Origin of the sequence: Stutzerimonas stutzeri, assembly GCF_009789555.1 — a bacterium.
Lineage (GTDB): Bacteria > Pseudomonadota > Gammaproteobacteria > Pseudomonadales > Pseudomonadaceae > Stutzerimonas > Stutzerimonas stutzeri_R.
Genome location: NZ_CP046902.1, coordinates 1,991,842 through 2,018,805 on the forward strand (window position 1 = coordinate 1,991,842; position 26,964 = coordinate 2,018,805).

Here is a 26,964-nt window from a genome sequence, read left to right on the forward strand (position 1 = left end):
GGCCCAAGCTCACAGATCGGTCGATGACCTGATGGTTCAACCAGCCAGAACGGTGCGCTCGCAGCGCGCGGCGAACAGCGCTCCGCGGCTGTCAGTCCCCGAGTCTGCTCAGCAGCGCATGCGTGTCAGTGGCGCCCATCAACGCCGCGGCGGCGAGTGGGGTGGCGCCGTTGCTATCGGCGGCGTGCGGGTTGGCGCCATGGGCAATCAGGTATTCGACGATCGCGGTGCGGTTGAACATCGCGGCCATCATCAACGCGGTTTTGCCATCCGGCGACGCGCCTTCCACGTCTGCGCCCTGTTCGATCAACAGCTCGATCATGGCCAGGTCCCCTTTGAACGCAGCGCCTGCCAGCGGAGTCTGGCCCTTGTTGTTGCGCAGCTCGGGATCGGCGCCGTTGTCCAGCAGGACGCGAGACGCGTCCAGATGGCCGTGATAGGCCGCGAGCATCAACAGGCTGTCGCCATTGTGGTTACGGATGTTGGCCGGCAAACCGCGACCGAGCAGATCGGCCAGGCGCGCCGCATCGCCGTTGCGAGCACAGTCGAATACCTGCTCGGCGAAGGCCAGGGCGGCATCGTCCAGTTCGGGTTTGGGTTGCGAAGGCTGTGTCATCGAGAAGCTCCTTGATCGTGGCGGGCATCGGCAGTCGTTTGCCAGCGTATGCCCCATTGTGACAAGCAATGGGGCAAAAGGCGCCATGACAACACCTATGCGTCGTATAGCCGGTCTTTATCGGCACTTCGACCGGTCAGAGCGTACGCAGGAACGCCACCAGATCGGTCTTTTCTTCCTGGGTGAGGCCACGCTGCAGGACCAGATTGAAGAACTCGACGGTGTCTTCAAGCGTCAGCAGGCGTCCATCGTGCAGGTAGGGCGGCGAATCCTTGATACCCCGCAACGGGAAGGTCTTGATCGGCCCGTCGCCCACGGCCATGACGCCGTTGTATTCCTGCGGTTCGTAAAAACGCTCGGTCTGCAGGTTATGCATCAGGTGGTCGGTGTAATAAGGCGGGACGTGGCAGCCCGCGCAAGCGCCCTTGCCATGGAATATCGCTTCGCCACGCAACTCCTGCTCGCTGGCGCGCGCGCGGTCGAGCCGGCCTTCGACGTTGAGTTTCGGGGCCGGCGGGAAGTCGAGCAACGCCTGGAACTCGCCCATGAAGTGCACCTGACTGCCGCGTTCCAGTACGTTCACGCCTTTCTTCGCTGCCATGACGATATCGCCATCGAAGTAGGCCGCGCGTTGCTCGAACTCGGTGAAATCTTCCACTGTCTTCAGCGCGCGCTGGGAGCCGAAGATCTGCTGCACGTTCACGCCACGCAATGTCGGTGTGTCGATGCGGTGGCGAAACTTCTGCGGGCGTACGTCGCCTGCCAGATGCGTCGCTGCGTTGGTGTGGCCGTTGGCATGGCAGTCCAGGCAGGCGACACCGGTGTGCGGATGCTCGCTGCGCCGGTCGTCGGTGGCGTTGAATTGCTGCTGCGGGAAGGTCGTGACGAGCAGACGCAAGCCTTCCAGTTGCTTGGGGTTGAGGATGCCATTGAACAGTTCGAAATAGTTGCGGATGTTCACCAGCTTGCCTTGTGAAACGTCGCCCAGGTCAGGCCGGGTGGTGAGATAGATTGGCGCCGGAAATTCCGGGAGGAGATGGTCCGGCAGATCGAAATCAAGGTCGAAGCGGGTCAGATCGCGGCCTTCGATCCGGTTGACTTCGTCGATGTGGAACTGCGGAAAGACCATTCCGCCTTCCGGATGGTTCGGGTGGGGCAGCGGCATGAATCCGGCAGGGAATCGTTTCTGCTGACGGATCTGCTCAGGGCTCAGTTGCGCCAGTTCATCCCAGCTGCCTTCAGCCAGCTTGACCCGGACGCCGGTTTGTATCGGCTTGCCGCGCGCCATGGTGACGCCTTCGGCCGGCTTGTCACTGAGGTCGTAGCGCTCCCTGAGCAGCGCCATGTGTTTTTCGATGATGCCCGGTTTGTCTGCCGACATGCGCTGCATGATCGCGTCGACCGTCTCGGTTATCACCACGGGACTGTAGCTGGTCGGTTTGTCCGCTTCGGCGGCTTTGAGGCTTGTTGCCAACGTAACGGTGCCGAGCGCGACGGCCAGGCACGAGCGGGTCAGGGCGGCGTTCATCATGGTTATTCCTGAAGGGCCAACAGGTATACAAAGGCCTAGCCGCAACGGCGCCGTTTGCCTAATAGGTCCAGGCTATGGCGGTGATAGGACGTTTCTAATGGCAGCGCTTGCTCAGCGATGCCGCGGCCTGCGCGGGCAGGCACAGACCCGCTTATGACGTTTGCGAGCCGAGCAGGTGAGCGTTTTATGCCGAATCGATCCGGCGGACACGGGCTGTCGCAGCCCGCGGCCTATGGCAGTATGGGTTGTCCTTTCGCTAAAAAAGCACCCATGAAGCCCGAAGACCTCGACCGCCTGGTGACCCAGACGATGCCCTATGGCAAATACAAGGGCCGTCTGATCGCGGACTTGCCTGGCAACTACCTGAACTGGTTTGCACGGGTCGGTTTTCCGCCCGGCGAGATCGGGCAGTTGCTTGCGCTGATGCAGGAAATCGACCACAACGGATTGTCGCCTTTGCTCGATCCGCTGCGTCGGCGTTAGCCCTCGCCCTGAGCGGCCTGCATCGTACGTAGCGCGGGCGCTGCGTAGATGCCGATCTCGACCGCCAGTGCCAGCACGCGGTCAAGATCGCTGGCATAGACGAGTACCGCTTGCAACTCGTCGTCCAACGGCTCGCTGAAGTCCACCAGCACATAACCGCCTTTCTCCGGATAGAGGCTGCCAAGTTGCGTCTGGATACGGTTGAGCGCCTTGAGCGGTTCGGTTTTTGCCAGTTGCTTGGGTTTGAGTACGAACTGCACCGACGGACCGAAAGAGGCGACGATCTGGTCGAACAGCGCCTGGTAGTCGTCCGCCTGGAACAGCACGGTATCCGGCAGGCTGCCGACGACCACCCATTCGCCCAGCGGAATGGGGAAATCCTCGTCGTAATTGATGTCCGGGTTGGCCTGCAGAAACCCCTCGGGATCGGCGTAGGCCTGCGCCGCTTCGTGGGCGATCCGGATGATGTCCTGCTCAGACATGCAGCCTGAGCTGACCCGCGTGAGCAGTTCGATGAGTGAGTCGTTCATGGCCAATCCTGCAATGTAATGCGCAAGCATAACCAACGAGCGCTGCGGTGCGCACCCGCGCGGGTTTCACCTTCCGCCTGATGGGCAGGCGCGCGCCTGAATAACGGTCGCCGTTCATCGGCACCAGGGCTGTGGGGCCGTGACGGGCCGTCGAGCGATCCCTTCTTCATGTTCCGACCGGGCGGTCACCGGTCATCGCGTCGTGCGGATTGATTTCCGATCTTCTAATCTGCGCAATGTTACGGATTCTTTCAGCTTTTCATGCACAATAGCGTCATAAACAGAGACGGCATGAACGATGGCGAAACGGCGCAGCCGGCCTCGCTCCGTTCCAGCGCCCGACAACGATCAGCCAATATTCAAGAGGAACGACTGTGCATAACGTCGTCATCAGCGGTACCGGCCTTTATACCCCTGCCAACAGCATTTCGAACGACGAGCTGGTTGAGTCCTTCAATACCTACTCACGCCGTTTCAACGCCGAACACGCCACCGCCATCGAGGCGGGCGAGGTTCAACCGGTGCCAGAGTCGAGTTCCGCTTTCATCGAGAAGGCGTCGGGCATCAAGAGCCGTTTCGTCACTGACAAGGCCGGCATTCTCGACCCTGATCGCATGGTTCCGCGCATTCCCGAGCGCAGCAACGAGGAATGGTCGATCCTCTGTGAAATGTCGGTCAAGGCGGCGCAACAGGCGCTGGAGCGCGCAGGCAAGACCGCAGCCGACATCGACGGCGTGATCGTGGCCTGCTCCAACCTGCAGCGTGCATACCCGGCCATTGCCATCGAAGTGCAGGCGGCCCTGGGCATCAAGGGCTTCGGCTTCGACATGAACGTGGCCTGTTCGTCGGCCACGTTCGGCATCCAGAATGCAGCCAACGCGGTGCAACTGGGGCAGGCGCGGGCGATCCTGATGGTCAATCCGGAAATCTGCACCGGCCACATGAATTTCCGCGACCGCGACAGTCATTTCATCTTCGGTGACGCTTGCACCGCAGTGATCATCGAGCGTGCCGATCTGGCGAGTTCAGAGCACCAGTGGGATATCGTCAGCACCCGCCTGGCGACCGAGTTCTCCAACAACATCCGCAACAATTTCGGCTTCCTCAACCGCACGGCCGAGGAGTACATGACCAACCCGGACAAACTGTTCGTGCAGGAAGGCCGCAAGGTCTTCAAGGAAGTCTGCCCGATGGTGGCCGAGCTGATCGGCGAACATCTCAAGGAAAACGATATCGAGGTCGCCTCGGTCAAGCGCTTCTGGCTGCACCAGGCCAACCTGAACATGAATCACCTGATCGTGCGCAAGCTGCTCGGCCGCGACGCCAGCCCCGAAGAGGCGCCGGTGATTCTCGACACCTACGCCAATACCAGTTCGGCGGGTTCGGTGATTGCTTTTCACAAGCACCAGGACGATTTGCCTGCCGGCAGCCTGGGCGTGCTGAGCTCGTTCGGCGCAGGCTATTCGATCGGCAGCGTGATTCTGCGAAAGCGCTGATCCACGCGCGGCTCGACAACCAGGGCGGACATCGATCCGACCTTTTTTGTGCCCGCGCGTTCAGTGCGAAGCGCCGGGCCTTCGAAGATCCGGTGTTCAAGAAACGCACAAACCGCGATAACTCAAGGTCTTTTAAGTTCCCTTTGTCATAAAAGGTTTATGGAACAGCCACTTGTCTGACACACAGCCTGGCCAAGATGCCGGCAGCACAAAGCGCCAACACCTGTGTGTTTTCCAACGCTAAACCAAAAGGGGAATTTTCGATGATCCGTAAGCACTTCGCCGGTTTCGCCGCCAGCGCCCTTGCTCTGGCCGTTTCCGCCCAGGCTTTCGCCGGTACCGTTACCACTGACGGCGCTGACATCGTAGTCAAGACCAAGGGTGGCCTGGAAGTCGCCACGACGGACAAGCAGTTCAGCTTCAAGATCGGTGGCCGCCTGCAGGCCGACTACAGCACCTTCGATGGCTTCTACACCCAGAACGGCGATAACGCCGACGCCGCCTACTTCCGCCGCGCCTTCCTGGAAGTCGGTGGCGTGGCCTACCAGGACTGGAAATACCAGTTCAACTACGATTTCGCCCATAACGCCGGCAGCAGCGAAGACGGCTACTGGGACGAAGCGTCCATCCAGTATTCCGGCTTCAACCCGATCAACATCAAAATGGGTCGCTTCGACCCCGATTTCGGTCTGGAAAAAGCCACCAGCTCCAAATGGGTAACCGCCCAGGAGCGTAACGCCGCCTACGATCTGGTCGATTGGGCCAACGGCCACCAGAACGGCCTGGGTATTCAAGTCAACGGCACCATGGGCCCGTCGCTGTACGGCTCTGCCGGGCTGCACGCCAAGGACCAGAACGATGAAAACGGCGAGAGCGTCAAGCAGGTCAACCTGCGTGGTGTGTTCGCGCCAATGCACGAAGCGGGCAACGTCCTGCATTTCGGTGTGAACTTCGCTCAACGCAACCTGGATGACACGGCTGTCGACTCGCGCATCCGTAGCCGTCTGGGCATGCGTGGTGTAAGCACCGGCGGTGGCAACGATGCCGGGACCAACGGTAACCGCCTGCTGCTCGGCGGCGCCAACGGCGCACCGGCCGGCTCCTACGGCGACGATACCGCCTGGGGTCTGGAAGCCGCTTGGGCGATGGGGCCGCTGTCGGTTCAGGGCGAGTACATCAAGCGCAAGCTCGAGTCCGACTCGGTTGCCTACGATGACCTCGAAGCGAAGGGCTACTACGCTCAGGTGGCTTACACCCTGACCGGCGAATCGCGTGGCTACAAGCTGGGCCGCTTTGATTCGCTCAAGCCCGAGAACAAGCAGCTCGGCGCATGGGAAGTCTTCTATCGCTACGACAACATCGAGGCCGAAGATGGCAACGTGGGCATCGACCCCACCGCCGACGTCGAAGGCAAGGTGCATAACATCGGCTTGAACTGGTACGCCAACGAGAACGTCAAACTCAGCGGCTACTACGTGAAAGCCAAAGTCGACAACGCCCTCAACGCCAACGGCGATGACGACGGCGACGGCATGGTCTTCCGCGCCCAGTACGTGTTCTAACGCAACACCGTTTCATCCGTGATGCTCCTTTCAAGCCCCATGCTCATGGGGCTTTTTTTCGTTCGGTTTAGCCGCCAGACTGGCGCGTATGCCTATCCAGACTCTTTCCAGCCTCGCCGAGATCGCGCCCACCCGTTGGGATAGCCTGCTCGGTGAAAATCCGCAGCCTTTCGTCCGGCATGCCTTCCTCGCTGCACTGGAGGACAGCGGCAGCGTGGGAGGCCGCAGCGGCTGGCGTCCGCACCATCAGCTGTTCAGCGATGCGCAGGGTGTCATCGCCGCGCTACCGGTGTATCGCAAGACGCATTCCAGCGGTGAATACGTGTTTGACTGGGCCTGGGCGGATGCTTGCCATCGTGCCGGGATCGAGTATTACCCCAAGCTGCTCTGTGCTGTGCCGTTCTCTCCGGTAACCGGCGCGCGCCTGCTGGGCGATCTACAGGCGGCGGGTCGATTGCTCGATCACCTCACGGACGGGCTCGTCGAGCAGGGTCAGTCCAGTCTGCACGTCAATTTCACCGAGGCGGACGCCGATGCGGTGTTCCATGAACGGGACGGTTGGCTGGAGCGCCTAGGGTGCCAGTTTCACTGGCACAACCGAGGTTATCGCGATTTTCAAGATTTTCTGGATGGCCTCACCTCGCGAAAGCGCAAGCAACTTCGCAAAGAGCGTGAGCAAGTGGCGGGGCAGGGGATCGGGTTCGATCGGCGCGAAGGCCATCAGCTCACAGAGGCCGAGTGGGATTTCGTCTACGCCTGCTATGCCAACACCTACCACGTGCGTGGGCAGGCGCCCTATCTGACGCGTGGTTTTTTCAGTCTGCTCGCCGAGCGCATGCCCGAAGCGATCCGCGTCGTGCTGGCCCGGCAGGGTGGGCGTCCGGTGGCCATGGCGTTCAGCCTGGTCGACGCGAACGGACTCTATGGCCGCTATTGGGGCTGCCTCGCCGAGTTCGATCGGTTGCACTTCGAGACCTGTTTCTACCAGGGTATCGACCAGGCCATCGCCGCTGGGCTGTCTCGTTTCGATGCCGGAGCGCAGGGCGAACACAAGCTCATCCGTGGCTTCGAGCCGGTGATCACCCGGTCCTGGCATTATCTTGCGCATCCGGGACTGCGCGCCGCGGTGAGCGATTTCCTCGAGCAGGAGCGGCTGGGCGTGTTGCGCTATGCCGAGGCGGCGCGGGACGCGCTGCCCTATCGACAGGATTGATCGGTGGTTATTTTGGTTTCGGCGCCGCGCTGACGCCTTCGAGGGTGGCGAACGAGGTGTCCTTGGCGGTCAGCAAAAAATCACGCATGAACGGCGAATCCAGCATGTCGGCGCGAATGCCGGCGAACAGGGTCGCGAACAGGCCTTTTTCACCCAGGCGCTTGGCCGTGACATAGCCGCGCGCGCTGTATTCGTGCAGGGCCCAGTTCGGCACACAACAGACGCCGCGACCCGAGGCCACCAACTGCATCATCATCACCGTCAATTCCGAGGTGCGGACCTGAGCCGGCTCGACGTCCGCCGGTTCCAGGAATCGCGTAAAGATGTCCAGTCGGTCGCGCTCCACCGGATAGGTGATCAGGGTTTCGCCGGCCAGATCCTCGGCACGCACATGGGGCCGGGTGGCCAGGGGGTGTTGGTTGGCGACCGCCAGCAGCGCCTCATAGGTGAACAACGGGACATACGTGATGCCGGGCAAGTCGACCGGATCGGACGTTACTACCAAGTCCAGATCTCCCCGGGCCAGTGCCGGCAGCGGCGCGAACGAGAAACCCGAGGCGAGATCGAGTTCCACTTCCGGCCAGGCGTCGCGGAACTGATCGATCGTCGGCATCAGCCACTGGAAGCAGCTATGGCACTCGATGGCCATGTGCAGGCGCCCCGCCGTGCCTCCGGCCAGCCTGGCCAGGTCGCGCTCGGCGCCGCGCAGTTGCGGCAACAGGCTGTCTGCCAGCTGCAACAAGCGCAAACCGGCGCTGGTGAAGCGCACCGGGCGGGTCTTGCGCACGAATAATTGCAGACCCAGGCGTTCTTCCAGTTCCTTGAACTGGTGAGACAGCGCTGACTGGGTCAGATGCAGACGCTCGGCTGCTTCGACGAGGCTGTCGGTTTCGCGTAGCGCATGAAGCGTTTTCAGGTGACGAATTTCCAACATGCTGCGCCCTTCCTGCCCTGTGGGGTTTCGCTCCTGACTCCGAGAACCATCGTACTTGGGTAACAATCGGCGACGTGAAGACTGTTCATTGTGAAGGCAAAGTGTGTTCCAGTGCAGGGGCCCTTGTCGAGTCGAGTCGAGTGGCTGGCTGCGAAGCCACCGACCTGCCGTGGGTTGCCGACAACGCACGCACGGGCAGGGCGCCTGTTACATCCAGATGCGGCTGATCAAATAGCCCAGCACGCCGAGAAACAGCAGCGCGACGACCACCAGCGCGCCATCGCGCGCCATCATGCCCAGCCCGAGAAAGCTCAGGGCAGCACCGGCCGTGGAGTTGCCGAACGGGATCAGTTCGAGCGGGGGCATGGTGCCCGCGATCAACAGGCAGACCAGCGCGTTAATGCGTATCGCGAAGCCTTCGGTGAGAAAGGTCAGGCGATGCCGTATCAGGCGATCGACCCAGCGCGCCGGCCGCTTCAGGAACGCGATCGCGCGATCGTACTTGCTGCGCGATGCGCAACGTCGAAGCAACCATTGGGGCAGCCAGAAATGCTTGCGGCCAATCAGCAACTGGAGCGCGATCAGCGCCACCATCACGGCGAAGAAGCTGGGCAGGCCGGGAATGCCCGACAACGGCGAAAACACCAACAACCCGGGAACCAGCAGCAAGGCCCCAAAGCTACGTTGGCCGGTCGCCTCCAGCATGCTCTGGATGGTGACTGCCTCGCCGGGCTCGCCCGCCTGGGCGAGCAGGTCCAGAAGGGACCTGAGATCTTGCGGTTCGTCTTCGCCGGTCATTGGTACCTCACTCGCTACGTCTGGGTTGTTAGAGGCCCAATCCGAACGAAATGTCCAATATGAATAATATTAACGACCAACTTAAAATTGATGAGTTTGTTTCATTCGCCGTCGGCGCCCAGACTCCACGTCATCGAAATGCGGGACGAATTGGAGAATGTTATGGCTGTGGCCCATTGTTTGGGATTTCCGCGTATCGGCGCCAACCGAGAACTGAAGAAAGCGCTCGAAGCGTACTGGAACGGCAATCTGGATGAGCAGGCGTTGCGTCGTGTCGGCCGGGAACTGCGCGCCGCCCATTGGAAGCTGCAGGCAGACGCCGGCATCGAGCTGCTGCCGGTGGGTGATTTTGCCTGGTACGACCAGGTATTGACCCATTCGCTCATGTTCGGCGTGGTGCCGGAGCGGTTTCGTCCGGCCGACGGCGTACCGACACTGGATACGTTGTTCGCCATGGCGCGCGGCGTCAGCAAGGGTTGTTGCGGCACCGGCCAGGCACAGGAAATGACCAAGTGGTTCGATACCAATTACCACTATCTGGTGCCCGAGTTCACCGAGGACCAGTCCTTCAGCCTGTGCTGGACCCAATTGTTCGAAGAGGTCGAGGAGGCCCAGGCGCTCGGTTACGCGACCAAGCCCGTATTGATCGGCCCGCTGACCTATCTCTGGCAGGGCAAGGCCAAGGGCGCGGCGTTCGACAGGCTGGAGCTGCTCGAACGGCTGTTGCCCGTTTACGGCGAGGTACTCGAGCGGCTGGCCGCGCTGGGCGTCGAGTGGGTACAGATCGATGAGCCGATTCTCGTGCTCGATCTGCCACAGGACTGGAAGAACGCATTCGAACGGGCCTATAACCTGCTGCAGCGCGCGCCCCTGAAGAAGCTCGTGGCGACCTATTTTGGCGGTCTGGAAGACAACCTCGGCCTAGCCGCCGCGCTGCCGGTGGAGGGGCTGCATATCGATCTGGTGCGTGCCCCGGAGCAGTATCCGGTCATTCTCGATCGGCTGCCGACTTACAAGATTCTCTCCCTTGGACTGGTCAACGGTCGCAATGTCTGGCGCTGCGATCTGGACAAGGCGCTGGACCTGCTGCGCCATGCCGAGGAGCGGCTTGGCGAGCGGTTATGGGTCGCGCCGTCGTGCTCGCTGTTGCACACGCCGATGGATGTGGCACGGGAAGACCGGTTGGATGCCGAACTCAAAAGCTGGCTCGCCTTCGCCGTGCAGAAATGCGCCGAGGTTTCGGTGCTGGCGCGTGCGCTGGATACACCTGACGATGCCCGGGTGCGGAACGCGTTGCAGGCAAGCCGATCCATCCAGGCCAGCCGAGCGCAATCCTCGCGTATCCACAGGCCTGAGGTGCAAGCACGTCTGGCCGCCATCGAGCCACGCCATGGTCGACGTCAGTCGCCGTTCGCCGAGCGGATCGAAAAGCAACGCGCCCGGCTGGATCTGCCTGCGTTTCCGACCACCACGATCGGCTCGTTTCCACAGACCTCGGCCATTCGCCTGGCGCGCCAAGCCTTCAAGCAGGGCACCTTGGCGCCGGCGGCGTACACCGAGGCGATGCAGGCGGAAATTCGGCATGCGGTAGCGGTGCAGGAGCAGTTGGGCCTGGATGTGCTGGTGCACGGCGAGGCCGAGCGCAACGACATGGTCGAATATTTCGCTGAGCAGTTGGACGGCTACGTCTTCACCCGCTTCGGCTGGGTGCAGAGCTACGGCTCGCGTTGTGTCAAACCCGCGATCATCTATGGGGACCTGAGCCGCCCGGCGCCCATGACCGTAGAATGGATTCGCTACGCGCAACAGCAGACCGACAAGGTCATGAAAGGGATGCTCACCGGCCCGGTAACCATGCTGATGTGGTCGTTCACGCGCGAGGACCTCAGCAGCGAGCAACAGGCGCGGCAGTTGGCCCTGGCGATCCGGGACGAGGTGTGCGACCTGGAGGCGGCCGGCATCAGGATCGTGCAGATCGACGAGGCGGCGTTCCGCGAAGGGCTACCGTTGCGTCGCGCGCGGTGGCAGGGTTATCTCGACTGGGCGGTCGAAGCGTTTCGCCTGTGCGCCAGCGGCGTACGCGATGAAACGCAGATCCATACGCACATGTGCTACAGCGAGTTCAACGCGGTGATCGAGTCCATCGCGGCGATGGATGCCGACGTCATTACCATCGAGACCTCGCGCTCGCAGATGGAGCTGCTCGAAGCCTTCCGCGCCTTCGACTACCCCAACGATATCGGTCCGGGGGTGTATGACATTCATTCGCCACGGATTCCCGATACCCAGGAAATGGTGCATCTGCTGGAAAGAGCCTGCGAGCGCATTCCCGCGCAGCGGCTTTGGGTCAACCCCGACTGCGGCCTGAAGACCCGCGGCTGGCCAGAAACCGAGGCGGCGCTGGTCAATATGGTGGCGGCCGCGCGGCAGTTGCGCGCGGCGCATCGGGCCAAGGTCGCCTGAGCGAGTCGGTACGGCCATGCGCGTGTTGGCGAAGCGCCTGGCCTGTCGCCAACGAGTGGATCGAGCGGCGGCGTGCCGAACACCGCGTTTTTGGCTAAGGTATCCGACTTCGCCCAACGACCCGTGCCGCTATGACCCCTGCCATCGATCTGCTGAAAAAGGCCAAGGCCGACCACCGCATCCACAGCTACGAGCACGACCCGAAATCCGCATCCTATGGGCTCGAGGCGGCTGAAAAGCTCGGCCTGGAACCGGCGCGTGTGTTCAAGACCCTTTTGGCCTGTAGCGAGAAGAACGAGCTGCTGGTCGCCGTGGTGCCAGTGGCCGGTACCCTCGATCTCAAGGCACTGGCACAGGCGGCGGGGGCCAAGAAGGCCGAGATGGCCGACCCCACGGTGGCGCAGCGCGCCACGGGCTATCTGGTGGGTGGGATCAGTCCGCTGGGCCAGAAGAAGCGCTTGCGCACCTTCATCGACCATTCGGCCCAGGCGCAACCGAGCATCTATGTCAGTGCCGGACGGCGAGGGCTGGAAGTCGAACTGACGGCGCAGGTACTGGCCGATCACACGGCCGGCTGTTTCGCGCCGATCGGCCGTTCCTGATCCGATCAGAGCGGCGGCAGGATTTCGCCAAGATCGGTGGCGTTGATGCCCGGGATGTGAAACTCGTTATGCACCAGTTGCTGGCCTTCCATCTGCGGCTGGGTCACCCAGGTCAGGATGTCGTAATAGCGGCGGATGTTCGCCACGAAATGCACCGGTTCGCCACCACGGGCGTAACCGTAACGGGTTTTGGTGTACCACTGCTTCTGCGACAGACGTGGCAGGATCTGCTTCACATCGAGCCACTTGTTCGGATCCAGCCCTTCGCTCTCGGCCAGCTTGCGTGCATCCTCGAGGTGCCCGCCGCCGATATTGTAGGCGGCCAGGGCGAACCAGGTGCGATCCGGTTCCTCGATGCTGTCCGGCAGATTGGCATGCACTTGGGCAATGTATTTCCCGCCGCCTTGAATGCTCTGTACCGGGTCGAGGCGGTTGGTCACGCCCATGGCCTTGGCGGTATTGAGCGTGAGCATCATCAGGCCACGCACGCCGGTTTTCGACGTGGCTTCCGGTTGCCAATGCGACTCCTGGTAGCCGATCGCGGCGAGCAGGCGCCAGTCCACGCCATGAACCTTCGCCGTTTCACGAAAGACCTTTTCGTAGCGCGGTAGCCGTTGCTGCAGGTGCTTGGCAAACGCGTAGGCGCCAACGTAACCGAGCACATCGACGTGGCCGTAATACCGCTCTCGCAAGCGTTGCAGCGTGCCGTTTTCGCGCGCCTGATCGAGAAACGCATTGGCGGCCTCGAGTACGCTGTCGTCTTCACCCTTGCCGATGATCCATGAAAGGCTGTTCTGTTCACCCAGGTCGAAAGCGGCCCGCGCGTTGGTGAAGTAAACCTGGTTGAGGGCCAGTTCGTTGGATTCGACCAGGGTCAGGTCGACCTGGCCCTCATCGACCATGCGCAACAGGTCGACCACTTCTACCGCGTCGGATTCTTCATAGCGCAGCTCCGGCAGCTCGGTCTGCAGTGCCTTGAGCTTTTCCGCCTGACTGCTGCCCTTGAGCACCAGAATGCGCTTGCCGACCAGATCCTCGGGTTGGGTCGGGCGGCGTTGCCCGCGGCGGTAGACCACCTGCGTCGTGACGTCCAGATAGGGCCGGGTGAAGCGTGCCAGCTCCTTGCGGCCCTCGCTCGCCACCAGGCCGGCGGCTGCCAGGGTCGGGCCGCCGGGGCGATTCAGGCGGGTGAAGATGTCGTCGATGTTGTCCGCGGTTTCGATCTGCAACTCCACGCCCAGATGGCCGGCGAAGCGCTTGACCAGTTCGTACTCGAAGCCGGCTTCGCCGTTGCGATCCTGGAAGTAGGTGGAGGGGCTGTTGCGGGTGATCACGCGCAGTACGCCTTCCTCCTTAATACGCTCGAGTGCGCTGGGCGGTTCGGCGCAGCTGCTGAGCATCAGGAAGAGTCCGGTCGCCAGCAACCAGGAGGTGCAGCGCTTGCGGAACGCAGTTTGAGCAAACATCGGCGCAGTATACGCAAAGGCGAACCGCCACCATATCTCGACAGGATCGACGGACTTTGCTATGCGAAGCGGCAATCGCCTGGCTGATTCGCCGGTGCTGGCCTTCTGCGGGCGCAGGCGCGGGTGGCGCTTGGTTCGGCAAACGTGCGCCGACCCTTGTGGCCGGGATCGATGCTCGCGTCCGGCCTCGCGGCCAGCTCGACTCGCGAGCGATGCGCTTGATCCAGTCGACACGGATAAGGACAATCCGATGCCGATGGCCGCGCGGCTCGCTGGTCGTCCGGTCGTATCGATTCCGAGAGTGTTTTTCGCATGAGCGTCGCTTCGCCAAAGCCCTGGTTCGTCTACCTGGTACGGGCCGCCAATGGTTCGCTGTACTGTGGGATCAGCGACGATGCAGAGCGCCGCTTCGCTGCGCATCAGTGCGGGCGCGGGGCACGCTTCTTCCATTCGAGTCCGGCAGTTGCATTGGTCTATGTCGAAGCCTGTGGCAGCAAGGGCGACGCGTTACGCCGCGAACGTGCGATCAAGCAGCTGAAAAAACCGGCCAAGGAAGCCCTGGTGGCCACGCACGCTGCGTCCCGGTGAATAGTCTGGCAATCAGCTGAACGGGTAGGCTGCCACGCCAGCCGCGCGTAAGCTGAGGTCTACATGACAAGACTGGCGGAGCCTGCAATGCACGAAATCATTCTGCACCACTATCCCACTTCTCCCTTCGCCGAAAAGGCGCGCCTGATGCTGGGTTTCAAGCAGCTCTCCTGGCGCTCGGTGGCGATCCCTCCGGTCATGCCCAAGCCGGATCTCACGGCGCTGACCGGCGGCTACCGGCGCACGCCCGTGCTGCAGGTCGGTGCGGATGTCTATTGCGATACCGCGCTGATGGCCCGTCGCCTGGAAGCCGAGAAAAGTACGCCTGCGCTTTTTCCGGAGGGCCAGGAGTTTGTCGCCGCGACCTTGGCGCAGTGGGCCGATTCGGTGCTGTTCCTGCATGCGGTGAGTCTGGTGTTCCAGCCGGAGTCCATGGCGCTGCGCTTTGCCCAGGCACCCAAGGAATTCGTGCAAGTGTTCAGCAAGGATCGCGCGCAATTGTTCAGTGGCGGTTCGGTGTCGCGCGTGCCGCTGGAACAGGCCAGGAGCCACTGGCCGGTGCTGATGGCGCGCCTGCAACAGCAGCTCGCGCGCGAGGCTGGCGAATTCCTGTTGGGACGCGCGCCCTGTATCGCTGATTTTGCCGTTGCGCATTGCCTGTGGTTTCTCAAGGCCACGCCGGTCACCGCGCCGCTGGTCGAGGATTATCCCGAAGTCGCGGCGTGGCTGAGCAAGGTTCTCGGCGTCGGCCACGGCTCGCCTGGCGAACTGTCTGCCGAAGAGGCGGTGACGCGCGCGCGCGAGGCCACGCCGGCGCCGCTGCCCGAGGAGGCCTTCTTCGAACCCAACGGTTTCAAGGCGGGCCAGCAGGTGACGATCGCCGCCGTGGACTACGGCACCGAGCCAGTGGCGGGTGAACTGGTGTTCGCGGGCGTCGAGGAATTGATCCTGCGCCGTGAAGACGCGCGTGCCGGTATCGTCCACGTGCACTTTCCACGTATCGGCTATCGCCTCGAAGCCTGTTGACGCACGGTGCCCGTCGGTTGGCTATTGCCGGTCGCGGGCACTCGAAGGCTGTTACAGGGCGATGAACAGCAGCGTGACACCCAGCAGCAGCCGATAGATCACGAACGGCAACATGCCCAGCGCATCCAGGGCCTTGAGGAACAGTTTGATGCAGAGGAAGGCGGCGACGAAGGACAGCGCGGCACCGATGAAGATGTCGTTCCACTGCGCATTTTCCCCTGACTGGACCAGCTCGACAGTTTTCAGTCCGCCCGCCGCCAGAATCAGCGGTATCGACAGCAGGAACGAGAAGCGCGCAGCGCTCTGTCGGGTGAATCCGAGCAGCAGCGCGGCGGTCATGGTGATGCCCGAGCGTGACGTGCCAGGGATCAGAGCCAGCGCTTGGGCGAAGCCGATGATCAGTGCGCTTTTCCAGGTCAACTGATCCATCTCGGCGACCCTCCGTCCCTTGACGTCCGCATACCACAGCAGCAGGCCGAAGATCAGCGTGGTGGCGGCGATGAACAGCATCGAACGGGTGTATTGCTCGATGTAATCCTCCAGCAGCAGTCCGATGATCGCCGCCGGCAACGTGCCGATGATGATCGCCCAGCCGAGCCGGCTCTCGGCGCTGACCTGTTGTCTGAAAACATGCGCCAGCCAGCCACGCGTGGTGGCGATCACCTCGTGACGGAAGCAGATCAGCACGGCCAGCAGGGTGCCGACATGCACCGCGACGTCGAACGCCTGGCCCTGGTCCGGCCAGCCAAGGACCTGGGACGGGAGGATCAGGTGAGCCGAAGAGGAGATCGGAAGAAACTCGGTGATGCCCTGCACCAGGGACAGAATAATCAGGTGAAGCCAATCCATTGTGAATCCTTACCAGAACGGGTCGTGCGTTGTTGTGGCTGCAATCGAGCAGCCATGTGACTGACAAACCGGCAATTCATTCAGCGACGGCCGGATTCCGTTCCGTTCGGGCGGCCGTCAGAGGGTTGATCGCGGCGTCCAGGGCGCTGCTCAGTCCTTGCGACGCTTGAGCTGATCGGTCAGCTGCGTCGGCAGTTGGCGGATGATCAGCATGTTGCGGGCCTCGTCATATTCGATCTTCGAGCCCAGCAGATGCGATTCGAAGCTGATCGACAGCCCTTCGGCCCGCCCGGTGAAGCGCTGGAACTGGTTGAGGGTGCGCTTGTCGGCTGGAATCTCCGGCGACAGGCCGTAGTCCTTGTTGCGGATGTGGTCGTAGAAGGCGCGCGGACGCTCCTCGTCGATCACGCCCGACAGTTCTTCGAGCGACATCGGCTCGCCGATCTTGGCCTGGCTGCTGGCGTAACCGACCAGGGCGGTGGTTTTCTTGCGGGCCTTTTCATCCGGCAGGTCTTCGCTTTCGACGTAATCGCTGAAGGCCTTGAGCAGCGTTCGTGTCTCGCCAGGACCGTCCACGCCTTCCTGACAGCCGATGAAGTCGCGGAAGTACTCCGAGACCTTCTTGCCGTTCTTGCCCTTGATGAAGGAGATGTACTGCCTGGACTGCTGGTTGTTCTTCCACTCGGACAGGTTGATGCGCGTGGCGAGATGCAGTTGGCCAAGATCCAGATGCTTGGCCGGCGCGACGTCCAGCGAATCGGTCACGGTCACGCCGTTGCTGTGATGCAGCAGAGCGATCGCCAGGTAATCGGTCATGCCCTGTTGATAGTGGGCGAACAGCACGTGACCGCCGGTGGAGAGGTTGGACTCTTCCATCAGTTTTTGCAGGTGCTCCACGGCTTGACGGCTGAACGCGGTGAAATCCTGATTGCCCTCCATGTACTGGCCCAGCCAGCCACTGAAGGGGTAGGCGCCGGACTCCTCGTGAAAGTAGCCCCAGGCCTTGCCCTGCTTGGCGTTGTAACTTTCGTTGAGATCGGCGAGCAGGTTCTCGATGGCCTGGGACTCACCCAGTTCCGAGTCGCGGGCATGAAGCACGGCCGGCGTCCCGTCGGGCTTTTTCTCAATCAGATGAACGATGCAGTGGCGAATCGGCATGGGTTACTCGCGTCGGGTAAGGCAGACAGGCGGCAGTTTACCCGAGCAGTCGCGCCCGCCGCAGGGCAAAAGTGGATGTGGTTAAAGCGCGGTATGCGGGTAAGATGGCTTCCCCTTGTTTTTTACTAAGTGTGTCGGCGATGAAGGCGATATGGCGCAACAGTACCTGGATCCTGCTGGGCGGCTCCCTGATCCTGGCCGTGTCCCTGGGCACACGGCACGGGTTTGGCCTTTTTCTGCCGCCGATGAGCGCGGAGTTCGGCTGGGGTCGTGAGGTCTTTGCCTTTGCCATTGCGTTGCAGAACCTGATATGGGGGCTGGTGCAGCCGATAACCGGCGCCCTCGCGGACCGTTTCGGCGTAGCCAAGGCGGTATTGCTTGGCGGCGTGCTCTACGCGGTCGGCCTGCTGCTCATGGCTGGCGCGGACTCGCCGTTGTCGCTGTCGCTAAGCGCGGGCCTGCTGATCGGATTGGGACTCTCCGGTACGTCCTTTTCGGTGATCCTCGGCGCGGTCGGCCGCGCCGTCCCGGCCGAGAAACGCAGCATGGCCATGGGAATTGCCAGCGCCGCGGGCTCATTCGGCCAGTTCGCGATGCTGCCCGGCACGCTGGGACTGATTGGCTGGCTGGGCTGGTCGTCGGCCTTGCTGGCGCTGGGCCTGCTCGTCGCGTTGCTCATGCCCCTGGCGCTGATGCTGCGTAGCGGCCCGGCTACACCGGTGACCGGCCCGCAGCAAACGCTGGGCGAGGCGCTGCGCGAGGCGGTCAGCCATTCCGGGTTCCGCCTGCTGGCGCTGGGGTTCTTCGTGTGCGGCTTCCAGGTGGTGTTCATCGGTGTTCACTTGCCAGCGTATCTGGTGGATCAACAATTGCCAGCAACGGCCGGCACCACGGTGCTGGCACTGGTCGGGCTGTTCAACGTGGTGGGGACGTACACCGCCGGGTGGCTGGGCGGCTGCTATTCGAAGCCCAAGCTGCTGACGGCGCTCTATCTGCTGCGAGGGGTCGTCATCAGCGCGTTCTTCTTCGCTCCGCTGACATTGTGGACGGCCTATGCCTTCGGTATCGCGATGGGCCTGTTGTGGTTGTCGACGGTCCCGCTGACCAACGGTACGGTGGCGACGCTGTTCGGTGTGCGCAACCTGTCGATGCTTGGCGGTATCGTTTTCCTGTTCCATCAGATCGGTTCGTTTTTCGGCGGCTGGCTGGGTGGCTGGGTATACGATCGGACGGGCAGCTATGACCTGATCTGGCAAATTTCCATCGCGCTCAGCCTGATAGCGGCGGCGCTGAACTGGCCGATCCGCGAGCAGTCTGTCGAGCGGGTCCGCCTGGCTGCGGGTACGGCCTGATGCGTAGCGCATGGCTCTGGGGCGGCGGCGCCATGTTGTTGGCGTTGCTGATGGTGGCCGCCTGGTGGGGCTGGCAGCAGGGCGGGCTGGCGCTGCTGCAATTGGGCGTTGGGATCTGCTGATCGACCGTTTGGGCAGTTTTTACGCAGGCGAAGGAATCAATTCGGTACAAATGGCTCCAACAGGCGAGACGAATGAGAACTGTCGCGTAAACGTCATCGAAGACCTGTAAAAAGCTGCGGCATGCTGTTATCTGGAGCCACCGAACCATGTCCACTCTTACCGAACTCGCCCAACACATCGCTCAACTCTATCCACTGCAGGACAAGCGCGTCGGCAAGCGCTATCGCGTTGTCGGCGAACTCGCCGGCATGACCGAACTGGAAGAGATCAATGGCGAGCCCCGTTACATCCAGACCATGGCACTGAAAAACAAGCAGCTCTGGGACGTGGCGGTCTGAGCCATGCCCCGCGTACGCGAGGCGTGTGCGGAGGATACCGGCGCGATAGTCCGCCCGCTCGGTGAATTGGGCTATCCAGGTTGCGATGCCTTCATCGACCGCCGTCTTCGGCAGCAGCTCGATCATCCAGACGCCAGCCTGCTGGTGGCTGAAGGCGAGCACGGCTCACTGCTCGGCTTGATCTCGCTGCACTTCATCGTTCAGCTGGCGCTCGACGGCGACTTTTGCCGGATCAGCTATCTGTGTGTCGACTCGACGGCGCGGGGAAAGGGCGTCGGGGCGCTGCTGATACAGGCCGCCGAACAGTGTGCCCGCGCTCGCGGCTGTGACCGCATGGAGCTTCACTGCGATGCCCGTCGCGAGGCGGCTCATCGATTCTACGACCGGCTGGGTTATGAAGACGCGCCCCTGTATTTTCGCCGAGCGCTGAATCAGCCCGGCTGACGCTTCCAGCGCGTCGCGCGCCACTCGCTCTGCTGATCGTCAGTCAGAAAGGTCCAGGCGACGAAGCGGCTGCGCTTCTGCCCTTGAGCCATGTCCGAGAGGTGTATACGCCGTGCGCCGAGCTTCTTCAGGCGAGCTTGCAGGGGCGGTATGTTGCCCGCCTTCGACACCAGCGTACTGAACCAGCAGATTTGCTGCGCTACACCGCGACTCTCGTCCGCCAGACGGGCGATGAAAGCCGCTTCGCCTCCTTCGCACCAGAGTTCTGCCGCCTGACCCCCGAAATTGAGCACGGGCAGCTTGCGTTTAGGGTCGAGCTTTCCGAGGTTTCGCCATTTGCGCTGGCTACCACTGCTGGCTTCGGCCTGCGAGGCATGGAACGGCGGATTGCAAAGCGTGATGTCGAAGCGGTCCTCGTGTTGCACCAGATGTTCGAAAATGTGCCGGGAATCGTTTTGTTGCCGCAGCGCGATACGCTCCCCCAGCTTGTTCGCCGCGACGATGGTGCGCGCCGACGCCAGGGCGATCGTGTCGATGTCCGAGCCGGTAAAGCGCCAGCCGTATTCACGCAGGCCGATCAGCGGGTAGATGCAGTTGGCACCGGTGCCGATGTCCAGCGCATGAACACTGGCCCCGCGCGGAATCTCGCCGCCATTCACCTCGGCCAGCAGATCGGCGAGGCCATGCAGGTAGTCGGCTCGACCGGGAATCGGTGGGCACAGATAGCCGGGCGGGATATCCCAGTGGGCGATCCCGTAGAACTGCTTGAGCAGGGCACGGTTGAATACGCGTACCGCGTCGGGATTGGCGAAGTCGATGCTCTGCTTGCCGTACGGGTTGATGATCATGAACGCCGCCAGCTCGGGGCTCGCCTCGATCAACGCGGGAAAGTCATAGCGCCCGGTATGGCGGTTACGCGGGTGCAGGGTGGCCTTGCCTTCGGCGGGCTTGGCGGCGCGCGATGGCGCGCGGGTGGATTTGCGGACGGTCATGTTCGGCAACAGGTCGCGATGAAAGCCTGCATTGTCCCACAGCTTTCACGCATGACGTGGAACCCGCAGCATCCAGATCAGCCCCCAGAGCAGCGCACCGGCCCCCAGCCAGAATGCACTGTGCAGAGAGCCGCCCATGCCCAGCCAGACGCCTGTGAGCCAGGGACCGGCCAACTGGGTCAGGCTGTAGAGCGCAATCAGCGCCGCGGACAGGCGGGGCCCCTGATGCGGGTGCAGTGCGCGCGCCAGCCGCTGGGTTAGCAACACCGTGCCGAGAAAGGTCCCGCCGACCAGTACGGCGCACAACAGGATACCCGGCCCGCCCGGCAGCAATAGCGCGGCCAGTACACCGGCCAGCTGGGTCATATAGCTCAGACGCAGCGCCTGTACGTCGCCGAGCCACGCGCCGAGGCGGTTCCACAACCACGGTGAGGGCAGGGTGGCGAGCGCTACCACCAGCCAACTGCTTTCGATGAGCAGATCGCCGGGTTCGACCTGAAGGCGCGCCACCATCGGTAGAAATGTCATCGGCAGGATGTAGCCCATTCCGGCACCGGCATATGAGAGAAACAGCGGCGTGCTGGCGCGATCCAGCAGACGGCCGCTGGGCGCGGCGTGTCCGGGCGCTGTAGCAGGCGGCTCCGGCGGCATGTCCAGGCGCGCCAGTTGACGCCAGCCCCACCACGCCAACGGGATGGACAGCAATGCCGCCGGCCACCAACGTTGCGCACCCACCAGCACGCCGGTGCTGAGGCTTACCAGCAGGCTCGACAGAATCAGCCCTACGCAGGCACCCAGATACACCAGTCCACTGGATGACACGCGGCGATGGCGGGCCAGCCACTCGAGAATCAGCGAAGGGGCCTGGACGAAGACCAGCCCGTTGCTGATGCCGTTGAGCAGGCGCAACGCGCTGAGTGCATCAGCCGATTCGGCCTGGGTCTGCGCCAGCGTACTGAGCACATGCAGTACCAGCGCCCACGGCAGGCTGCGGCGAATCTGCGCCACCCGGTGCCAGCGCAAGGCCAGCAGCGCGCCAATGAGATAACCCAGATAGTTCCAGGTGGCGATGCCGGCGCCCTCGCGTACCGTCAGCAATCCGTCTTCCACCAGCCACGGCAACAGCGGTGTATAGATGAAACGGCCTAGGCCGTGAACCACCAGCAGCAACGTGGCGCCGGCCAGCAGGACCGGGAACAGGGCGGGGCGTTGGGACATCGAGAGACGGCCATCGATAAAAGGGCCCACAGCTTAGCGTCAGCCGCGGCAAACGACCACGTGCCCGAAAGAAGGGAACCTGCGGCGATTCCCACGCAGCGGCCACGCTTCGCAGTCGCCGCGCAGAGCGCCGATGATGGGACGTTCATGCGCTCACCGAACCGAAGGTCATACGGTCCCGCCTGATGTCAGGGATAGCCGAGCACGGATCTGAGGGTGGGCAGGTTGCGCTCGATCCATTGACGGTCGATCGCGCCCCAGTCGTGAATGCGATAGAAACCGGCATTATGGCGCTCGCCATTCTCCTGGATGAAGCGACAGTCGATATCCAGGTCGGCCAGTGCCGCCAGGGTGTCCTGGGCGGTACGCCTGGGCATACCGGTTGCGGCGGTCAACGCCGGTACGCTGGTGGCTGCGCCGGTATCGATCAACCAGGCCACGTAGAGGCGACGGTAAAAGCTGCTTTTTGTTTTGCTGACGGTCATCTCGAGTCCATCGCTGTGAACGCCTGGGCCGTTGCGAAATCATGCGCTGCAACGGTCCAGGCAGTGATCGATCAACGCAGCGCGAGCATACCGATATAGGTGACGGCGCCGGCTGTGTAGCCTAGAAAAGCCAAGAGGCTGACACGCTTGAGGTACCAGGTGAAGCTGATCTTCTCCATCCCCATGGCGGCAACGCCGGCTGCCGAGCCGATGATCAGCGTGCTGCCGCCAGTACCGGCGCAGTAGGCGAGCATTTCCCAGAAATTACCATCGACGACGAAGTGCGAGAGCCAGGCGGTTTCGCCAGGCGCCGCGGTGGCGAGCGTTGCCGGATCGACCAGCGGGTACATTTTCATCGAGCCGGCCACCAGCGGCACGTTATCGACTACAGCGGAAAGCAGGCCGATGCTGTAGTTGATCGGATAGATATGGCCCAGCGACTCACGCAGCGCGGTCGCAACCTGGGTCAGATGACCTGCGGTGGCCAGCGCCGCCACGGCCAGCAGTATGCCGAGGAAGAACAGCACGCTCGGCGTGTCGACCTTGCGCAGCACGCCCACCACCGAAAGGGGGTGTTTGTGGTGGTCTTCCTTGTGACGGTGGAGCCATTCGGTAGCGACCCAGAGAACGCCGAGACCGAACAGGATGCCCATGTACGGCGGCAGGTGCGTGACCGTCTTGAATATGGGCACGAACACCAGTGCGCTCAGCCCCAGGGCCAACACCATATTACGCTCGAAGGCGGTGGTTGCCGGCGGGTTGCGCTCGGCCAGGTGAGCACGTGCACGCGGGCGAGGTACTTCGCCGCGCAGGCGGAAACTGAGGATCAGCAGCGGCACCAGCAGGCAGACCAGGCTTGGCAGGAACAAGCCGGCAATCACGCCCGAGGCGGTGATCTGGTTGCCGATCCAGAGCATGGTAGTGGTGACGTCGCCGATAGGCGACCAGGCCCCGCCGGCGTTCGCGGCGATCACCACGACACCCACGAACAGCCAGCGCTCGGGGCGACCGCGAATCAGCTTGCGCAGCAGCGAGACCATGACGATGGTGGTGGTCAGATTGTCCAGCGCGGCCGAGAGGAAGAACGTCAGGAAGCCGATGATCCATAGCAGATGGACCCGCTTGCGCGTCTGGATTCGGTCGGTGATGACCTTGAAGCCTTCATGGGAGTCGATCAGCTCGACGATGGTCATTGCGCCGAGCAGAAAAAAGAGGATCTCTGAGATTTCTCCCAGATGGTGTCGCAACGCCTCTACCACCACGGCTGAGGCATCACCGGAGCCATGGCTATCGGGCAGCAATGGCGGGACGAGCGAGTCGGCACCGAGGACCAGTAGCGTCCAACACAGGACCGCGGTCAGGATCGCGGCCGCGGCCTTGTCGATCTTCAGCGGGTGCTCGAAGGCTATGCATAGATAGCCAAGGACAAACACAACAGCCATGAGTACATACATCGCGGGGGCTCCATTTTTAGAAACCGTACCGAACCCGTACGGGCGGACCGTCGGGCTCGGTTGCTGGCAGGCTCGAAAGATGGGCGATTGGCTGTGCGAGTGAACTAAGTGACCGTGATACGGGAGGGGGCTACCTGCGTCGTGAACGGCTGCGCGAGCAGCGGCCCGGATCGGGATGCCGCATCGCGACTGGCTTACTTCGGTCGTCGAGCTTTCTGCGTGGGATCGGCCTGGCAATTGTTATCGGATATTTCCGTATTCGGCATAGTGTAACAGCGCCGGCCGTTATGACTTGTCATCAATCAAGTGCAGTCGCATAAGCAAAAAGGCCAGCACCGGAGTGCTGGCCTTCTGCGTCGTCACAGGCTGGCGATGCGTTCGCGCTGTGCCATCAATCGGGCTCTGGCCTGTTCGGCCTCGGCCAGCTTGGCGCGCTCCTTGTCGATCACTTCTGCTGGCGCCTTGTCGACGAAGCCGGCGTTGCCGAGCTTGCCGCCGACACGTTTCACTTCGCCATCCAGCTTGCCGATTTCCTTGTCGAGGCGCGCGAGCTCGGCATCCTTGTCGATCAGCCCGGCCATCGGTACCAGCACCTGCATGTCATCGACCAGTGTGGTGGCGCTGAGCGGCGGCTCTTCGCCCGCGTCGAGGATGCGAATGCTTTCGAGCTTGGCCAGCTTCTTCAGCAGCGGTTCGTTATCGGCCAGTCGGCGGCGATCCGTTGCTGACGCGTTGCCGAGGACCACGTCGATACGCTTGGCCATGGAGATGTTCATTTCGCCGCGAATCTGGCGAATGCCGAGCATGAACGCCTTGACCCACTCGATATCGCCTTCGGCGGCCTCGTCGAGGCGTTCAGGGTTGAATTCCGGCCAGGGCTGCAGCATCAGGGTCGGACCGGACTTGCCCGCCAGCGGCGCGACGCGCTGCCAGATTTCTTCGGTGATGAAGGGCATGAACGGGTGCGCCAGGCGCAACGCGGTTTCCAGAACACGTACCAGGGTACGACGGGTGCCGCGCTGGCGCTCGGCGCTGGCGGTTTCGTCCCAGAGTACCGGTTTCACCAGCTCCAGGTACCAGGCGCAGTATTCGTCCCAGATGAATTCGTAGAGCGCCTGGGCGGCCAGGTCGAAGCGGAAGGCCTCGAGCTGGCGGGTCACTTCGGCCTCGGTACGCTGCAGGGCCGAAATGATCCAGCGGTCGACCGGAGACAGCTCGACCGGCGCCTCATCCACACCGGTGTCCTTGCCTTCGGTGTTCTCGAAGACGAAGTTCGCGGCATTCCAGATCTTGTTGCAGAAGTTGCGATAACCCTCGACGCGCCCCATGTCGAACTTGACGTCGCGGCCGGTCGAGGCCAACGAACAGAAGGTGAAGCGCAGGGCATCGGTGCCGTAGCTGGCGATGCCTTCAGGGAACTCGGCACGGGTCTGCTTGGCGATCTTTTCGGCGAGCTTGGGCTGCATCATGCCGCTGGTGCGCTTGGTCAGCAGTTCGTCGAGCGTAATGCCGTCGACAATGTCCAGCGGATCGAGCACGTTGCCCTTGGATTTGGACATCTTCTGGCCCTGCCCGTCACGGACCAGGCCGTGCACATAGACAGTCTTGAACGGAATCTGCCCGGTCAGGTGAGTCGACAACATGATCATGCGGGCGACCCAGAAGAAAATGATGTCAAAGCCGGTGACCAGCACATCGGTCGGGTGGAACGTCTTGAGGAAGTCAGTCTGCTCGGGCCAGCCGAGGGTGGAGAAGGTCCACAGGCCGGAACTGAACCAAGTGTCCAGCACGTCTTCGTCCTGGCGCAGTTCGATCTGGTTACCGAGGTTATAGCGGGTGCGCGCCTCCATCTCGTCGCGGCCGACATACACGTTGCCGGCCTCGTCGTACCAGGCCGGGATGCGATGGCCCCACCAGAGCTGACGGCTGATGCACCAGTCCTGGATATCGCGCATCCAGCTGAAATACATGTTTTCGTACTGTTTGGGCACGAACTGGATATCGCCGTTTTCGACCGCCTTGATCGCCTTTTCCGCCAGCGGCTTGGTGGAGACATACCACTGATCGGTCAGCCAGGGTTCGATGATGGTGCCGGAGCGATCGCCGCGCGGCACCTTCAGCGCATGATCGTCGATTTTTTCGAGCAGGCTCATGGCCTCGAACTCGGCGACGATGGCCTTGCGTGCATCGAAGCGATCCATGTGCGCGTAGCCGTCGGGCAAGCTGGCGTCGACCTTGTCGTTCGGCGTGCCGTCGATGTTGAACACTTGCGCGCGGGCCAGGATCGCGGCGTTGCGGTCGAAGATGTTGATCAGGGGCAGGCGATGACGCTTGCCCACTTCATAGTCGTTGAAATCGTGGGCCGGGGTGATCTTCACGCAGCCGGTGCCGAACTCGAGATCGACATAGTCATCGGCGATGATCGGGATCAGGCGATTGACCAGCGGCAGCATGATGTGCCGGCCGATCAGGTTCTTGTAGCGCTCATCCTGCGGGTGCACGGCCACGGCGGCGTCGCCGAGCATGGTTTCCGGGCGGGTGGTGGCCACGACCAGGTAATCCTGGCCATCGGCCGTCCTGCAGCCGTCAGCCAGCGGATAGCGCAGATGCCAGAGGTGGCCCTTCTCGTCGTGGTTTTCGACTTCCAGATCGGAGATGGCGGTATGCAGTTTGGTGTCCCAGTTGACCAGGCGCTTGCCGCGGTAGATCAGGCCGTCTTCGTGCAGCCGGACGAAGGCCTCCTTCACGGCGTTGGACAGGCCCGCGTCCATGGTGAAGCGCTCGCGCGACCAGTCCACGGAGGAACCCAGGCGACGGATCTGACGGGTGATGTTGCCGCCCGATTCATCCTTCCATTGCCACACTTTCTCGAGAAACTTCTCACGACCCAGATCGTGGCGGCTGATGCCTTGCGCGCCCAGTTGGCGCTCAACCACCATCTGTGTCGCGATGCCGGCGTGGTCGGTCCCCGGCTGCCACAGCGTATTGCGACCTTGCATCCGGCGGAAACGGATCAGCGCATCCATGATCGCATTGTTGAAACCGTGGCCCATGTGCAGGCTGCCGGTGACATTCGGCGGCGGGATCATGATGGTGTAGGGCTCGCCTGAACCCTGGGGGGCGAAATAGTTGTTCGACTCCCAGGTCTGATACCAGGAAGTTTCGATGGCGTGCGGCTGGTAGGTCTTGTCCATGCGGCGGGACCCTTAGAACGGCTGATCGGAAAAGCGGGCCAGTATAAAG

25 protein-coding genes are annotated in these 26,964 nt (G+C 62.4%); 12 read left to right on the forward strand and 13 right to left on the reverse strand.

What is annotated here, in order from left to right:
• Window positions 1–91 precede the first annotated feature (91 nt).
• Both GQA94_RS09290 and GQA94_RS09295 read right to left on the reverse strand, forming a co-directional pair.
• The gene (locus GQA94_RS09290; protein WP_158187744.1) at window positions 92–616 is read right to left on the reverse strand and encodes an ankyrin repeat domain-containing protein; all 525 of its coding nucleotides are present in this window, start codon (window positions 614–616) and stop codon (window positions 92–94) included.
• Window positions 617–752: 136 nt separating this feature from the next.
• Entirely contained in the window at window positions 753–2,144 is a 1,392-nt protein-coding gene (locus tag GQA94_RS09295) for a cytochrome B6 (RefSeq protein WP_158190069.1), read from the reverse strand.
• A 273-nt stretch (window positions 2,145–2,417) separates the two neighbouring features.
• Between GQA94_RS09295 and GQA94_RS09300 the strand changes: the two genes are divergently transcribed.
• Entirely contained in the window at window positions 2,418–2,630 is a 213-nt protein-coding gene (locus GQA94_RS09300; protein ID WP_158187745.1) for a DUF3820 family protein, read from the forward strand.
• Here GQA94_RS09300 and GQA94_RS09305 read toward each other — a convergent pair.
• The gene (locus tag GQA94_RS09305; RefSeq protein WP_158187746.1) at window positions 2,627–3,160 is read right to left on the reverse strand and encodes a hypothetical protein; all 534 of its coding nucleotides are present in this window, start codon (window positions 3,158–3,160) and stop codon (window positions 2,627–2,629) included. The genes GQA94_RS09300 and GQA94_RS09305 overlap by 4 nt on opposite strands.
• 374 nt (window positions 3,161–3,534) lie before the next feature.
• Between GQA94_RS09305 and GQA94_RS09310 the strand changes: the two genes are divergently transcribed.
• The 3 genes from GQA94_RS09310 to GQA94_RS09320 all read left to right on the forward strand — a co-directional run bounded on the left by GQA94_RS09310 (window position 3,535) and on the right by GQA94_RS09320 (window position 7,431).
• Window positions 3,535–4,656: a beta-ketoacyl-ACP synthase III gene (locus tag GQA94_RS09310; RefSeq protein WP_158187747.1), complete on the forward strand. Its 1,122-nt coding sequence runs from the start codon at window positions 3,535–3,537 to the stop codon at window positions 4,654–4,656.
• A gap of 263 nt (window positions 4,657–4,919) precedes the next feature.
• Window positions 4,920–6,218 (forward strand): OprO/OprP family phosphate-selective porin, encoded by a 1,299-nt coding sequence (locus GQA94_RS09315; RefSeq protein WP_158187748.1) that lies wholly within the window; start codon window positions 4,920–4,922, stop codon window positions 6,216–6,218.
• An 88-nt stretch (window positions 6,219–6,306) separates the two neighbouring features.
• Window positions 6,307–7,431 carry a GNAT family N-acetyltransferase gene (locus GQA94_RS09320; RefSeq protein ID WP_158187749.1) on the forward strand — a complete coding sequence of 375 codons (1,125 nt, stop codon included), beginning with the start codon at window positions 6,307–6,309 and terminating at the stop codon, window positions 7,429–7,431.
• 7 nt (window positions 7,432–7,438) lie between these two features.
• Here the strand turns inward: GQA94_RS09320 and metR are convergent, their stop codons facing one another.
• Window positions 7,439–8,365: a transcriptional regulator MetR gene (gene metR / locus GQA94_RS09325; protein ID WP_158187750.1), complete on the reverse strand. Its 927-nt coding sequence runs from the start codon at window positions 8,363–8,365 to the stop codon at window positions 7,439–7,441.
• A 207-nt stretch (window positions 8,366–8,572) separates the two neighbouring features.
• Entirely contained in the window at window positions 8,573–9,163 is a 591-nt protein-coding gene (locus tag GQA94_RS09330) for an exopolysaccharide biosynthesis protein (protein WP_158187751.1), read from the reverse strand.
• A 162-nt stretch (window positions 9,164–9,325) separates the two neighbouring features.
• Here GQA94_RS09330 and metE point away from each other — a divergent pair, with 162 nt between their 5' ends.
• Together metE and ybaK are read left to right on the forward strand one after the other, a co-directional pair.
• On the forward strand, window positions 9,326–11,626 hold the full coding sequence (gene metE / locus GQA94_RS09335; protein ID WP_158187752.1) for a 5-methyltetrahydropteroyltriglutamate--homocysteine S-methyltransferase: 2,301 nt from the start codon (window positions 9,326–9,328) through the stop codon (window positions 11,624–11,626).
• A 131-nt stretch (window positions 11,627–11,757) separates the two neighbouring features.
• A complete protein-coding gene (gene ybaK, locus GQA94_RS09340) occupies window positions 11,758–12,228 on the forward strand; it encodes a Cys-tRNA(Pro) deacylase (protein ID WP_158187753.1) in 471 nt (156 codons plus the stop codon).
• Between the two features lie 5 nt (window positions 12,229–12,233).
• Here the strand turns inward: ybaK and mltF are convergent, their stop codons facing one another.
• The gene (mltF, locus tag GQA94_RS09345) at window positions 12,234–13,694 is read right to left on the reverse strand and encodes a membrane-bound lytic murein transglycosylase MltF (RefSeq protein ID WP_158187754.1); all 1,461 of its coding nucleotides are present in this window, start codon (window positions 13,692–13,694) and stop codon (window positions 12,234–12,236) included.
• A gap of 312 nt (window positions 13,695–14,006) precedes the next feature.
• On the opposite strand from mltF, the gene GQA94_RS09350 reads away from it, so the two are divergent.
• Both GQA94_RS09350 and GQA94_RS09355 read left to right on the forward strand, forming a co-directional pair.
• Window positions 14,007–14,282 carry a GIY-YIG nuclease family protein gene (locus GQA94_RS09350; RefSeq protein WP_158187755.1) on the forward strand — a complete coding sequence of 92 codons (276 nt, stop codon included), beginning with the start codon at window positions 14,007–14,009 and terminating at the stop codon, window positions 14,280–14,282.
• 87 nt (window positions 14,283–14,369) lie between these two features.
• Window positions 14,370–15,308 (forward strand): glutathione S-transferase family protein, encoded by a 939-nt coding sequence (locus GQA94_RS09355; protein ID WP_158187756.1) that lies wholly within the window; start codon window positions 14,370–14,372, stop codon window positions 15,306–15,308.
• 51 nt (window positions 15,309–15,359) lie between these two features.
• Here the strand turns inward: GQA94_RS09355 and GQA94_RS09360 are convergent, their stop codons facing one another.
• Entirely contained in the window at window positions 15,360–16,157 is a 798-nt protein-coding gene (locus GQA94_RS09360; RefSeq protein WP_158187757.1) for an undecaprenyl-diphosphate phosphatase, read from the reverse strand.
• Window positions 16,158–16,307: 150 nt separating this feature from the next.
• On the reverse strand, window positions 16,308–17,315 hold the full coding sequence (yejK, locus tag GQA94_RS09365) for a nucleoid-associated protein YejK (RefSeq protein WP_158187758.1): 1,008 nt from the start codon (window positions 17,313–17,315) through the stop codon (window positions 16,308–16,310).
• Between the two features lie 140 nt (window positions 17,316–17,455).
• On the opposite strand from yejK, the gene GQA94_RS09370 reads away from it, so the two are divergent.
• The 4 genes from GQA94_RS09370 (at window position 17,456) to GQA94_RS09380 (ending at window position 19,572) form a co-directional block, all read left to right on the forward strand.
• Window positions 17,456–18,667 (forward strand): MFS transporter, encoded by a 1,212-nt coding sequence (locus tag GQA94_RS09370; RefSeq protein WP_158187759.1) that lies wholly within the window; start codon window positions 17,456–17,458, stop codon window positions 18,665–18,667.
• The gene (locus GQA94_RS23530) at window positions 18,667–18,789 is read left to right on the forward strand and encodes a hypothetical protein (RefSeq protein WP_256371962.1); all 123 of its coding nucleotides are present in this window, start codon (window positions 18,667–18,669) and stop codon (window positions 18,787–18,789) included. Before GQA94_RS09370 ends, GQA94_RS23530 begins: the two co-directional genes overlap by 1 nt.
• Window positions 18,790–18,936: 147 nt before the next feature.
• Window positions 18,937–19,128, forward strand: coding sequence for a hypothetical protein (locus tag GQA94_RS09375; RefSeq protein WP_158187760.1), 192 nt, complete (start codon window positions 18,937–18,939; stop codon window positions 19,126–19,128).
• Window positions 19,129–19,131: 3 nt separating this feature from the next.
• Entirely contained in the window at window positions 19,132–19,572 is a 441-nt protein-coding gene (locus GQA94_RS09380) for a GNAT family N-acetyltransferase (protein WP_158187761.1), read from the forward strand.
• Here the strand turns inward: GQA94_RS09380 and rlmF are convergent.
• From rlmF to GQA94_RS09405, 5 genes are all read right to left on the reverse strand, one after another.
• Window positions 19,560–20,564: a 23S rRNA (adenine(1618)-N(6))-methyltransferase RlmF gene (gene rlmF, locus GQA94_RS09385; RefSeq protein WP_158187762.1), complete on the reverse strand. Its 1,005-nt coding sequence runs from the start codon at window positions 20,562–20,564 to the stop codon at window positions 19,560–19,562. The genes GQA94_RS09380 and rlmF overlap by 13 nt on opposite strands.
• Before the next feature lie 45 nt (window positions 20,565–20,609).
• Complete coding sequence (locus GQA94_RS09390) at window positions 20,610–21,782, reverse strand: YbfB/YjiJ family MFS transporter (RefSeq protein ID WP_158187763.1); 1,173 nt, start codon at window positions 21,780–21,782, stop codon at window positions 20,610–20,612.
• Window positions 21,783–21,970: 188 nt separating this feature from the next.
• Window positions 21,971–22,267, reverse strand: a complete 297-nt coding sequence (locus GQA94_RS09395; RefSeq protein ID WP_158187764.1) for a winged helix-turn-helix domain-containing protein — start codon at window positions 22,265–22,267, stop codon at window positions 21,971–21,973.
• 71 nt (window positions 22,268–22,338) lie between these two features.
• A complete protein-coding gene (nhaD, locus tag GQA94_RS09400) occupies window positions 22,339–23,721 on the reverse strand; it encodes a sodium:proton antiporter NhaD (RefSeq protein WP_158187765.1) in 1,383 nt (460 codons plus the stop codon).
• A gap of 359 nt (window positions 23,722–24,080) precedes the next feature.
• Window positions 24,081–26,915, reverse strand: coding sequence for a valine--tRNA ligase (locus tag GQA94_RS09405; protein WP_158187766.1), 2,835 nt, complete (start codon window positions 26,913–26,915; stop codon window positions 24,081–24,083).
• Window positions 26,916–26,964: the final 49 nt, after the last annotated feature.